Below are 10,887 nucleotides of genomic sequence, written 5' to 3'. Positions count from 1 at the left end.
GCAACTGGTAGAGTAGAAAGAGGAGTACTAAAGGTAGGAGACGAAGTAGAAATCGTAGGACTATCAGATGAAAAGAAGAAGACAGTAGTAACTGGAGTAGAAATGTTCAGAAAGGTACTTGATCAAGCAGAAGCAGGAGACAACATAGGAGCACTTCTAAGAGGTGTAACAAGAGACGAAATCGAAAGAGGTCAAGTACTAGCAAAGCCAGGAACAGTAAATCCACACAAGAGATTTGAAGGTCAAGTATACGTATTAAAGAAAGAAGAAGGTGGAAGACATACTCCATTCTTCAACGGATACAGACCACAATTCTACTTCAGAACAACAGACGTTACTGGATCAATTAAGTTACCAGAAGGCGTTGAAATGTGTATGCCAGGAGACCACATCAACATGGAAGTTGAACTAATCACTCCAATAGCAATGGAAGAAGGATTAAGATTCGCTATCCGTGAAGGTGGAAGAACTGTTGGTGCTGGTGTTGTTGCAAAGATTTTTGAATAATTGATATAAGGCGACGTAATGTCGCCTTATATTAATGAATAAATTTATTCATTAACTTAAAAAAATTGAACCTAAGGTCTTGTCAAATTAGAAAATATATTGTAAAATATAAGAGTTGTGATGTGAGAAAGTGCGATGAGGCAAGAGGTTGCCGTTATCGGGGAATTCTTGCGGAGTATGTCCTGATCAAGAATCGGGCGACGAGGTTGTGTGTGCAGTTGTGGGAAAAATTAAGAAACACCCGGTATAGTGTACACAATAACCGTTGTCGCGCGTAGGAAAATTAATGCGTGCGATGAAAAGGAGGGTAAGATTATGGCAAAGCAAAAAATCAGAATCAAATTAAAGGCGTTTGATCACAATCTATTAGATGCATCAGCTCAAAAGATAGTTGAAACAGCAAAGAAGACTGGAGCTCAAGTTTCAGGTCCAGTACCACTACCAACAGAAAGAGATGTTATAACAATCCTAAGAGCAGTTCATAAGTATAAGGATTCAAGAGAGCAATTTGAAATAAGAACTCATAAGAGACTAATCGACATACTAAACCCAACTCAAAAGACTGTAGATTCACTTATGAGACTTGATTTACCAGCAGGTGTTGATATCGAAATAAAGCTATAATTTGAACTATTATGAATGCAGATGCATTCCGCTGATAAGTTTAGGAGGTGTAAAGGATGAAAAAGGCAATATTAGGAAGAAAGCTTGGAATGACTCAAATATTTGATGAGAACGGAAGAGTAATTCCAGTTACAGTTATAAAGGCAGGTCCATGCTACGTTGTTCAAAAGAAGACAGTTGAAACTGATGGATACAATGCAATTCAAGTTGGATTTGAAGAAATAAGAGAAAAACTTGTTAATAAGCCACTTAAGGGACACTTTGCAAAGGCTAATCTAAAGCCACTAAGATTCCTTAAGGAATTTAGACTAGAAGATGTATCAGGATATGAAGTAGGAAGCGAAATCAAGGCTGACGTATTCGCGGCTGGAGATAAGGTTGATGTAACTGGTACATCAAAGGGTAAAGGATTCCAAGGTGTAGTTAAGAGATGGAATGCTAACAGAGGACCAATGAGCCACGGTTCAAAGTATCATAGAGCAGTAGGTTCAATGGGTGCTTCATCAGACCCATCAAGAACATTCAAGGGTAAGAAGATGCCAGGACATATGGGAGCAAGAAAGTCAACTATGCTAAATCTACAAGTAGTTAAGGTTGACGCAGAAAGAAACCTAATTCTAGTTAAGGGTGCAGTACCAGGACCAAAGAAGGGTCTAGTAATAATCAGAGACTCAGTTAAGGCCTGATTCTCGAGGAAAGGAGGAATAACGATGCCTAAGGTAGATTTATATAACATGAATGCTGAGAAGGTTGGAGAAATCGAACTTTCAGATGCNGATAAGGTTGATGTAACTGGTACATCAAAGGGTAAAGGATTCCAAGGTGTAGTTAAGAGATGGAATGCTAACAGAGGACCAATGAGCCACGGTTCAAAGTATCATAGAGCAGTAGGTTCAATGGGTGCTTCATCAGACCCATCAAGAACATTCAAGGGTAAGAAGATGCCAGGACATATGGGAGCAAGAAAGTCAACTATGCTAAATCTACAAGTAGTTAAGGTTGACGCAGAAAGAAACCTAATTCTAGTTAAGGGTGCAGTACCAGGACCAAAGAAGGGTCTAGTAATAATCAGAGACTCAGTTAAGGCCTGATTCTCGAGGAAAGGAGGAATAACGATGCCTAAGGTAGATTTATATAACATGAATGCTGAGAAGGTTGGAGAAATCGAACTTTCAGATGCGGTATTTGGAGTTGAAATAAATCCTTATGTTATGCATCAAGTTGTAAAGATGCAACTTGCAAATAAGAGACAAGGAACTCAATCAGCATTAACAAGAGCTGAAGTTTCTGGTGGTGGAATTAAGCCATGGAGACAAAAGGGAACAGGTAGAGCAAGACAAGGTTCTATAAGAGCTCCACAATGGACTCACGGTGGTGTTGTATTTGCACCAAAGCCAAGAGATTACAGCTTTACAGTTCCAAAGAAGGTAAAGAGACTTGCATTAAAGTCAGCTCTTTCATCAAAGGTAGCTGATAACAACATAATAGTTCTTGATGAACTTAAGCTTGATGCACCAAAGACTAAGACAATAGTTGAAATGCTAAAGAAATTCGATGCAAAGAAAACATTAATAGTTGTTAAGGAATCAGACGAAGTTATCTACAAGTCAGTTAGAAATATAGAAAATGCACATGTTATTCCAGTAAACAACATCAACGTTTATGACCTATTAAAGTATGAGAAGCTAATAATCACTAAGGATGCCGCTTCTAAAGTGGAGGAGGTGTACGCATAATGAAGCTAACAAATTATGATATAATAATAAGACCAGTTATAACAGAAAAGACAATGACTCAAATGGCAAATAGACAATACACCTTCATAGTACACCCAGATGCAAATAAGTCAATGATAAAGAGAGCAGTTGAAGAAGTTTTCGGAGTTAAGGTTGAAGATGTTAAGACTCAAAACTATGATGGAAAGACTAAGAGAGTAGGAATGAACGTTGGTAAGACAGCTAGCTACAAGAAGGCTATCGTTAAGCTAACTGCAGATAGCAAGGGAATCGAATTCTTTGAAGGATTCAATGCGTAATAGTAGATACAAATAAAGCGCTATTGGCAAGCTTGCCAGATAAGCTGTAGAAGGAGGGTTAGAAATGGGAATTAAGAAGTTTAAGCCAACTACCCCAGGTAGAAGAAACATGACTGGGCTTACATTTGAAGAAATCACAAAGAAAGAACCTGAAAAGTCACTTGTTATAACACTAAAGAAGCATTCAGGTAGAAATAACTTTGGTAGAATAACTGTTCGTCATAGAGGCGGCGGTTACAAGATAAAGTATAGAATTATAGACTTCAAGAGAGATAAGGATGGTATTCCAGCAAAGGTTACTGCTATCGAATACGATCCAAACAGAACTGCAAATATAGCACTACTTACTTACGCTGATGGAGAAAAGAGATATATACTTGCTCCAAACGGATTAAAAGTAGGCGACACAGTAATGTCAGGTGAAAATGCTGACATTAAGGTAGGTAATGCTCTAAAGCTTAAGGACATTCCAGTAGGTACTATGATTCACAACATTGAGCTTAACCCAGGAAAGGGTGGCCAATTAGTAAGAGCAGCTGGTGCAGCAGCTCAATTAATGGCTAAAGAAGGTAAGTATGCTCAAGTAAGACTACCATCCGGAGAAGTTAGATTAATAAGATTAGAATGTAAGGCTACAATAGGAGTAGTAGGAAATGCTGAGCACGAACTTGTTATAATAGGTAAGGCTGGTAGAAAGAGACACATGGGTATCAGACCTACTGTTAGAGGTTCAGCGATGAACCCAGTTGACCACCCACATGGTGGTGGTGAAGGTAGATGTCCAATTGGACGTCCAACACCAGTTACTCCATGGGGTAAACCAACTCTTGGATATAAGACAAGAAAGCATAAGAAGTATTCAGATAAATTAATAGTAAAGAGAAGAAAATAATAAGGGGCAGGGCTAAGCTCTGCTTCCTAATCTTAACTTATGCGAAGGGAGGCACGAATTAACATGGGTAGATCATTAAAGAAAGGTCCATTTGTAGAAGAAAGACTATTTAAGAGAATACTAGAAATGAATAAGAATGGTGAAAAGAAGGTTATAAAGACTTGGTCAAGAAGTTCAACTATATTCCCACAAATGGTTGGACACACAATTGCTGTGTATGATGGAAGAAAGCATGTTCCAGTTTACATCACAGAAGATATGGTAGGACATAAGCTTGGAGAATTTGCACCAACAAGAACATACAGAGGCCATGATGACACAGAAAAGAAATCAAAAGTTAGATAATGAAGGGAGGGCGCACTCATGGAAGCAAGAGCACATGCAAGATATATAAGAATGTCTCCAAGAAAAATAAAGGTTGTTCTTGACCTAATAAGAGGCAAGAATGTAAATGAGGCTTTAGCAATATTAAAGCACACTCCAAGGGCAGCAGCGCCAGTTGTAGAAAAGCTATTAAAATCAGCTATGGCAAATGCTGAAAACAATCACAATATGGACGTAACTAAGCTATATGTTGCAGAAACATATGCAAACCAAGGACCAACACTAAAGAGATTTAGACCAAGAGCTCAAGGTAGAGCATTCAGAATAAGAAAAAGAACAAGCCATATAACTATGGTATTAAAAGAAAGAGCATAAAAGCATAACCAGAAGGAGGGTTAATAGTGGGACAAAAAGTAAATCCACATGGATTAAGAGTTGGAGTTATTAAGGACTGGGATGCTAAGTGGTATGCAAACGATAAGGACTTTGCAGACTTACTAATTGAAGATAACAAAGTAAGAGAATACATTAAGAATAAACTATATGCTGCAGGTATTTCAAGAATAGTTATTGAAAGAAAGGCTAATAAGTCTGTTAAGATCAACATCCACACTGCTAAACCAGGTATTGTAATCGGAAAAGGCGGTCAAGGTGTTGAAGAATTAAAGAATGAAATAGCTAAGATGACTGGAAAGAACATAATCATCAACATAGTTGAAGTTAAGAATCCAGAAATTGATGCTCAGCTTGTTGCTGAAAACATTGCTGCTCAAATTGAAAAGAGAGTTTCATTCAGAAGAGCAATGAAGCAAGCAATCTCAAGAGCAATGAAGTTCAACATAAAGGGTATTAAGACTGCTGTTTCAGGAAGACTTGGTGGTGCTGAAATGGCAAGAACAGAAAGATACCATGAAGGAACTATTCCACTACAAACACTAAGAGCTGATATAGATTATGGATTTGCTGAAGCTCATACAACATACGGAAAGATCGGTGTAAAGGTTTGGATATACAAGGGAGAAGTTCTTGGAAAGAAGAAGGAAGTTATCGAAACTGAAGAAGCAGCTAACAACTAATGTAACGGGAAGGAGGAAAATACCATGTTAATGCCTAAGAGAGTTAAGCATCGTAAGGTGCAACGTGGAAGAATAAAGGGAAAGGCNATCCAGAAATTGATGCTCAGCTTGTTGCTGAAAACATTGCTGCTCAAATTGAAAAGAGAGTTTCATTCAGAAGAGCAATGAAGCAAGCAATCTCAAGAGCAATGAAGTTCAACATAAAGGGTATTAAGACTGCTGTTTCAGGAAGACTTGGTGGTGCTGAAATGGCAAGAACAGAAAGATACCATGAAGGAACTATTCCACTACAAACACTAAGAGCTGATATAGATTATGGATTTGCTGAAGCTCATACAACATACGGAAAGATCGGTGTAAAGGTTTGGATATACAAGGGAGAAGTTCTTGGAAAGAAGAAGGAAGTTATCGAAACTGAAGAAGCAGCTAACAACTAATGTAACGGGAAGGAGGAAAATACCATGTTAATGCCTAAGAGAGTTAAGCATCGTAAGGTGCAACGTGGAAGAATAAAGGGAAAGGCTACAAGAGGTAACTTTATAGCATATGGTGATTATGGTATAATGGCAACTGAAGCTGGATGGATTACAAGCAATCAAATAGAGGCAGCAAGAATTGCTATCAACAGATATGTAAAAAGAGGCGGAAAGCTTTGGATAAAGATATTCCCAGATAAGCCAATAACTAAGAAGCCAGCTGAAACTCGTATGGGTTCAGGTAAGGGTTCACCAGAATACTGGGTAGCAGTAGTTAAGCCAGGTAGAGTATTATTTGAATTATCAGGTGTTGCAGAAGAAGTAGCAAGAGAAGCAATGAGACTAGCTTCACACAAGCTTCCTGTAAAAACTAAGTTTGTTACAAGAAGAGACTTCGAGATGGGTGGTGAAGTAAATGAAGGCTAATGAATTAAAGGAATTACGTGCAAGTAATCTTCAAGAATTAAATAAAAAGGTTATGGATTTAAAGGCTGAACTTTTCAACTTAAGATTTCAACTTGCCACAGGACAGCTTGAAAATCCAATGAGAATTAGAGAAGTTAAGAAATCAATCGCTCAACTTAAGACAATAATAAGAGAGAAAGAACTACTTGAAGCGAACAAATAATTAATGAAGGGAGGTACATCCTGTGGAAAGAGGACTAAGAAAGGTTAGAATAGGTAAGGTTGTATCAGATAAGATGCAAAAGACTATAGTAGTTGCAGTTGAAGATATGGTACGTCACCCATTATACGGAAAGACTGTTAAAAGAACAAAGAAGTTTAAGGCTCATGATGAAAATAATGAAGCTAAGATTGGCGATATCGTAAAGATAATGGAAACAAGACCATTAAGTAAAGATAAGAGATGGAGACTTGTTGAAATAGTAGAAAGAGCAAAATAATTGTTGGTGAAAGGAGGGCTTTTATATGATTCAGCAACAAACCATACTAAAGGTTGCAGACAACTCTGGTGCTAAGGAAATCATGTGTATCAGAGTATTAGGTGGTTCAAAGAGAAAGTATGGAAATATAGGAGATATAATAGTTGCTAGCGTTAAGAGTGCAACACCCGGAGGTGTTGTTAAAAAAGGAGACGTTGTTAAGGCAGTTATCGTAAGATCAGTAAAGGGAACTAGAAGACCAGATGGTTCATATATAAGATTTGATGAAAACGCAGCTGTTATCATTAAGGATGACAAAACACCAAGAGGAACAAGAATTTTTGGACCAGTTGCAAGGGAATTAAGAGATAAGGAATTTACAAAGATACTATCACTTGCACCAGAAGTTCTATAATGCAAGGAGGTGGCTAAAGTGACAATGCCTAAGGTTCACGTAAAAAGAGGAGACACAGTAGTAGTTATAGCTGGTAAAGATAAAGGTAAGGTAGGAGAAGTTCTAAAGGTTATTCCAAAGAAGAATAGAGTAATCGTTAAAGGTGTAAACATGATTACTAAGCACGTTAAGCCAAGCATGGCTAACAGAGAAGGCGGAATAATTAAGACTGAAGGAACAATACATGCTTCAAACGTTATGCTATACTGCACAAAGTGCAATAAGGCAACAAGAATAGCTCACAAGCTATTAGAAGATGGAACAAAGGTTAGAGTATGTAAGAAGTGCAACGAGACTTTATAATCCTGAAAGGAGGTACACTAGATGATTCCAAGACTTAAGGAAAAGTATGAGAAAGAAGTGGTACCAGCATTACGCGAAAAGTTTGGATACAAGAGCATAATGGAAGTACCAAAGATAGAGAAAATCGTTATAAATATGGGTGTTGGTGACGGTAAGGATAATCCAAAATTACTTGATGCAGCAGTTAATGATCTAACATTAATAACAGGTCAAAAGGCTGTTGTAACAAGAGCAAAGAAGTCAATAGCTAACTTCAAGATAAGACAAGGAATGCCAATAGGATGTAAGGTAACTCTAAGAGGAGCAAAGATGTATGAATTCGCTGATAAGCTATTTAACGTTGCTCTTCCAAGAGTTAGAGACTTCAAGGGAGTTTCAAATAAGGCATTCGACGGAAGAGGAAACTATACTCTAGGTGTTAAGGAACAATTAATATTCCCAGAAATTGAATATGATAAGGTAGAAAAGCTAAGAGGAATGGATATAGTATTCGTAACTACTGCTAAGACTGATGAAGAAGCAAGAGAACTATTAAGACTTCTTGGAATGCCATTCGCTCAATAATAAAGGAGGGAAAACTGTGGCACGTAAAGCATTAATCGAAAAGTGGAAGAGAGAACCAAAGTTCTCTACAAGAGCATATACAAGATGTAGAATATGTGGTAGACCACATGCTGTACTAAGAAAGTTCGGTATCTGCAGAATATGCTTTAGAGAATTAGCTTATAAAGGACAAATTCCAGGTTGTAAGAAAGCAAGCTGGTAATGATTAAATGAAAGGAGGCAGAAAATATGGTAATGACTGATCCAATTGCTGATATGCTAACTCGTATAAGAAATGCTAATATTGCAAGGCATGAATCTGTTGAATTGCCTGCATCAAAAATAAAGAAGGCTATTGCTCAAATAATGTTAGAAGAAGGATATATAGCTAATGTTGAAGAATATATGGACGGGTCAGTTCCAATGATGAGAATAACTCTTAAGTATGGTCAAAATAAGGAAAGAGTTATTTCAGGTATCAGAAGAATATCAAAGCCAGGTTTAAGAGTATATGTTCAAAAGGATAACATTCCAAAGGTACTTGGCGGATTAGGAACTGCTATACTATCAACTTCAAAGGGAATCGTAACTGATAAGGTTGCAAGAAAAGAAGGAGTAGGCGGCGAAGTAATCTGTTATATTTGGTAATATAAACGAATGGAGGTGCAGTCATGTCAAGAATAGGAAGATTACCTATTGCTGTTCCTCAAGGAGTAACTGTTACAGTTGATGCAAGCAATGTAGTAACAGTTAAAGGTCCAAAAGGAACTCTAACAAGGCAATTTAGCAAGTTAATGAATATAAAGGTAGAAGACGGTAAGGTTGTTGTTACAAGACCAAACGATGAAAAGAAATCAAGAGAATTACACGGTCTAACTAGAACACTAATCAACAATATGATTATAGGTGTTACTCAAGGATATCAAAAGGCACTTGAACTAGTAGGTGTTGGTTATAAGGTTCAAAAGCAAGGTAAGAAGCTTGTAATTAACGTTGGATACTCACATCCAGTTGAAATAGAACCAGAAGAAGGAATAGAATTTGATGTTCCTTCAGCTACTCAAATTGTTGTTAAGGGTATAGATAAGGAACTTGTAGGTCAAGTAGCTGCAAGAATTAGAAGTGTAAGAGAACCAGAACCATACAAAGGAAAGGGAATTAAGTACGTAGACGAAGTAATTAGACGTAAAGAAGGTAAGACTGGTAAGAAATAATAGAAGGGAGTGAGCTACATGATTAATAAGCCATCCAGAAGCGAACAAAGAAAGAGAAGACACTTAAGAGTTCGTAAGAAGGTTTATGGCACTGCTGAAAGACCAAGATTAAATGTATATAGAAGTGAAAAGCACATATATGCTCAAATAATAAATGACGACTTAGGAGTAACACTTGTTGCAGCTTCATCACTAGATAAGGAACTAAAAGGAAAGTTATCATGTGGAAGCAACAAGGAAGCAGCAAGAGTAGTTGGAGAACTTGTTGCTAAAAGAGCTCTTGAAAAGGGAATTAAGAAGGTTGTATTTGATAGAGGCGGATATATTTATCATGGAAGAGTTAAGGAACTTGCAGAAGCTGCAAGAGAAGCAGGCCTTGACTTCTAATTGAGAAGGAGGGAAATAGATGAGAATCGATCCTAGCAAGTTAAACCTTAAAGAAAAGGTTGTTTATATAAACAGAGTTACTAAGGTTGTTAAGGGTGGTAGAAATTTCAGATTTAGTGCTCTAGTTGTTGTTGGCGATGAAAAGGGCCATGTTGGTGTAGGAATCGGTAAGGCTGTTGAAGTTCCAGAGGCTATAAGAAAAGGAATTGAAGATGCTAAGAAGAACCTTATAAAGGTTTCATTAACTGGAACAACAGTTCCACACGATGTAGTTGGTGATTTCGGTGCTTCAAGAGTACTTATAATGCCTGCAAAGGAAGGTACAGGAGTTATCGCGGGTGGTCCTGTACGTGCGGTACTTGAACTTGCAGGAATTAAGGACGTTAGAGCTAAGTCTCTAGGTTCAAACAATCCAAGAAACATGGTAAATGCAACAATTAACGGACTTTCCAAGCTAAGAACACCAGAAGAAATAGCAAAGCTTAGAGGAAAGACTGTTGAAGAGATACTAGGATAAGAGGGGGGATTTACATGGCAAAGTTGAAAGTAACACTAGTAAGAAGCATAATAGGAAAGAGACCTGACCATGTAGCTACTGTTAAAGCCCTCGGTTTAAGAAAAATAGGTCATACTGTTGAGCATGATGACACTCCTGCAATCAGGGGAATGATTAATAAAATCAATTACATGTTAAAAGTAGAAGAAGTGCAATAAGGGAGGTGCTAAAATGAAGCTACATGAACTTAGACCAGCTCCCGGTTCAACAAAGGAGCCAAAGAGAAAGGGTAGAGGTACAGCTACAGGACAAGGTAAGACTGCTGGTAGAGGACAAAAAGGCCAAACTTCAAGATCAGGTGGTGGAGTAAGACCAGGATTTGAAGGAGGTCAAATGCCACTACACAGAAGACTTCCAAAGAGAGGATTTACAAACAAGTTCGCTAAGGAATATACAGAAATTAACATAGAAGTATTAAATAGATTTGAAAACGGAACTGTTGTTACACCAGAACTTCTTGAAGAAGCTAAACTTGTAAAGAATGTTAGAGACGGAATTAAGGTGCTTGGAGAAGGAAATCTAACAAAGAGCTTAACTGTTAGAGCTCACAAGTTCAGCAAGTCAGCTATAGAAAAGATAGAAGCTGCGGGAGGAAAAGTTGAGGTGATTTAA

At 37.7% G+C, this 10,887-nt stretch carries 22 protein-coding genes and 2 pseudogenes; all 24 read left to right on the top strand.

Features of this window, described 5'->3' with window-relative positions; genetic code table 11:
- Positions 1-507 (top strand): EF-Tu C-terminal domain-related protein (locus tag TCEL_RS10060; RefSeq protein WP_040683813.1); only part of this gene is annotated, 507 nt, incomplete at its 5' end.
- Positions 508-822: 315 nt separating this feature from the next.
- The gene (gene rpsJ, locus TCEL_RS10055) at positions 823-1,131 is read left to right on the top strand and encodes a 30S ribosomal protein S10 (protein WP_018663731.1); all 309 of its coding nucleotides are present in this window, start codon (positions 823-825) and stop codon (positions 1,129-1,131) included.
- Positions 1,132-1,187: 56 nt separating this feature from the next.
- A complete protein-coding gene (gene rplC, locus TCEL_RS10050; protein WP_018663725.1) occupies positions 1,188-1,817 on the top strand; it encodes a 50S ribosomal protein L3 in 630 nt (209 codons plus the stop codon).
- Positions 1,818-1,835: 18 nt separating this feature from the next.
- A pseudogene (gene rplC / locus TCEL_RS10045) lies at positions 1,836-2,222 on the top strand (50S ribosomal protein L3); the annotation flags it as partial.
- 24 nt (positions 2,223-2,246) lie between these two features.
- Positions 2,247-2,867 carry a 50S ribosomal protein L4 gene (gene rplD / locus TCEL_RS10040; RefSeq protein ID WP_018663722.1) on the top strand — a complete coding sequence of 207 codons (621 nt, stop codon included), beginning with the start codon at positions 2,247-2,249 and terminating at the stop codon, positions 2,865-2,867.
- Positions 2,867-3,166 (top strand): 50S ribosomal protein L23, encoded by a 300-nt coding sequence (rplW, locus tag TCEL_RS10035; protein WP_018663721.1) that lies wholly within the window; start codon positions 2,867-2,869, stop codon positions 3,164-3,166. The genes rplD and rplW overlap by 1 nt, the downstream gene beginning before the upstream one ends.
- A gap of 64 nt (positions 3,167-3,230) precedes the next feature.
- A complete protein-coding gene (gene rplB, locus TCEL_RS10030) occupies positions 3,231-4,058 on the top strand; it encodes a 50S ribosomal protein L2 (protein ID WP_018663720.1) in 828 nt (275 codons plus the stop codon).
- Between the two features lie 63 nt (positions 4,059-4,121).
- Complete coding sequence (rpsS, locus tag TCEL_RS10025) at positions 4,122-4,403, top strand: 30S ribosomal protein S19 (RefSeq protein WP_018663719.1); 282 nt, start codon at positions 4,122-4,124, stop codon at positions 4,401-4,403.
- Between the two features lie 18 nt (positions 4,404-4,421).
- The gene (gene rplV / locus TCEL_RS10020) at positions 4,422-4,757 is read left to right on the top strand and encodes a 50S ribosomal protein L22 (protein ID WP_018663717.1); all 336 of its coding nucleotides are present in this window, start codon (positions 4,422-4,424) and stop codon (positions 4,755-4,757) included.
- Between the two features lie 26 nt (positions 4,758-4,783).
- The gene (gene rpsC / locus TCEL_RS10015; protein WP_018663716.1) at positions 4,784-5,458 is read left to right on the top strand and encodes a 30S ribosomal protein S3; all 675 of its coding nucleotides are present in this window, start codon (positions 4,784-4,786) and stop codon (positions 5,456-5,458) included.
- A gap of 92 nt (positions 5,459-5,550) precedes the next feature.
- A pseudogene (gene rpsC / locus TCEL_RS10010) lies at positions 5,551-5,895 on the top strand (30S ribosomal protein S3); the annotation flags it as partial.
- 24 nt (positions 5,896-5,919) lie between these two features.
- Positions 5,920-6,360, top strand: coding sequence for a 50S ribosomal protein L16 (rplP, locus tag TCEL_RS10005; RefSeq protein WP_018663711.1), 441 nt, complete (start codon positions 5,920-5,922; stop codon positions 6,358-6,360).
- Positions 6,350-6,562, top strand: a complete 213-nt coding sequence (gene rpmC, locus TCEL_RS10000; protein WP_018663709.1) for a 50S ribosomal protein L29 — start codon at positions 6,350-6,352, stop codon at positions 6,560-6,562. The genes rplP and rpmC overlap by 11 nt, the downstream gene beginning before the upstream one ends.
- 22 nt (positions 6,563-6,584) lie before the next feature.
- Positions 6,585-6,839 (top strand): 30S ribosomal protein S17, encoded by a 255-nt coding sequence (gene rpsQ, locus TCEL_RS09995; RefSeq protein ID WP_018663707.1) that lies wholly within the window; start codon positions 6,585-6,587, stop codon positions 6,837-6,839.
- 25 nt (positions 6,840-6,864) lie between these two features.
- Positions 6,865-7,233 carry a 50S ribosomal protein L14 gene (rplN, locus tag TCEL_RS09990; protein WP_018663705.1) on the top strand — a complete coding sequence of 123 codons (369 nt, stop codon included), beginning with the start codon at positions 6,865-6,867 and terminating at the stop codon, positions 7,231-7,233.
- A gap of 24 nt (positions 7,234-7,257) precedes the next feature.
- A complete protein-coding gene (gene rplX / locus TCEL_RS09985; protein WP_040684025.1) occupies positions 7,258-7,575 on the top strand; it encodes a 50S ribosomal protein L24 in 318 nt (105 codons plus the stop codon).
- A gap of 21 nt (positions 7,576-7,596) precedes the next feature.
- Positions 7,597-8,139, top strand: a complete 543-nt coding sequence (rplE, locus tag TCEL_RS09980; RefSeq protein ID WP_018663702.1) for a 50S ribosomal protein L5 — start codon at positions 7,597-7,599, stop codon at positions 8,137-8,139.
- Between the two features lie 16 nt (positions 8,140-8,155).
- Positions 8,156-8,341, top strand: a complete 186-nt coding sequence (locus TCEL_RS09975) for a type Z 30S ribosomal protein S14 (RefSeq protein ID WP_018663700.1) — start codon at positions 8,156-8,158, stop codon at positions 8,339-8,341.
- A gap of 26 nt (positions 8,342-8,367) precedes the next feature.
- Positions 8,368-8,766 carry a 30S ribosomal protein S8 gene (gene rpsH, locus TCEL_RS09970; RefSeq protein WP_018663698.1) on the top strand — a complete coding sequence of 133 codons (399 nt, stop codon included), beginning with the start codon at positions 8,368-8,370 and terminating at the stop codon, positions 8,764-8,766.
- 23 nt (positions 8,767-8,789) lie between these two features.
- Positions 8,790-9,332, top strand: a complete 543-nt coding sequence (gene rplF, locus TCEL_RS09965; RefSeq protein ID WP_018663697.1) for a 50S ribosomal protein L6 — start codon at positions 8,790-8,792, stop codon at positions 9,330-9,332.
- 18 nt (positions 9,333-9,350) lie between these two features.
- On the top strand, positions 9,351-9,719 hold the full coding sequence (gene rplR, locus TCEL_RS09960) for a 50S ribosomal protein L18 (RefSeq protein WP_018663695.1): 369 nt from the start codon (positions 9,351-9,353) through the stop codon (positions 9,717-9,719).
- Between the two features lie 19 nt (positions 9,720-9,738).
- On the top strand, positions 9,739-10,236 hold the full coding sequence (gene rpsE / locus TCEL_RS09955; protein ID WP_018663693.1) for a 30S ribosomal protein S5: 498 nt from the start codon (positions 9,739-9,741) through the stop codon (positions 10,234-10,236).
- A gap of 14 nt (positions 10,237-10,250) precedes the next feature.
- A complete protein-coding gene (rpmD, locus tag TCEL_RS09950; protein ID WP_018663692.1) occupies positions 10,251-10,433 on the top strand; it encodes a 50S ribosomal protein L30 in 183 nt (60 codons plus the stop codon).
- A gap of 13 nt (positions 10,434-10,446) precedes the next feature.
- The gene (gene rplO / locus TCEL_RS09945; RefSeq protein ID WP_018663689.1) at positions 10,447-10,887 is read left to right on the top strand and encodes a 50S ribosomal protein L15; all 441 of its coding nucleotides are present in this window, start codon (positions 10,447-10,449) and stop codon (positions 10,885-10,887) included.

It is taken from the genome of Thermobrachium celere DSM 8682 (assembly GCF_000430995.1).
GTDB lineage: Bacteria > Bacillota > Clostridia > Clostridiales > Caloramatoraceae > Thermobrachium > Thermobrachium celere.
Note: the sequence above shows the minus strand (reverse complement) of the source record. Positions and strands in the feature narration are given on the sequence as shown.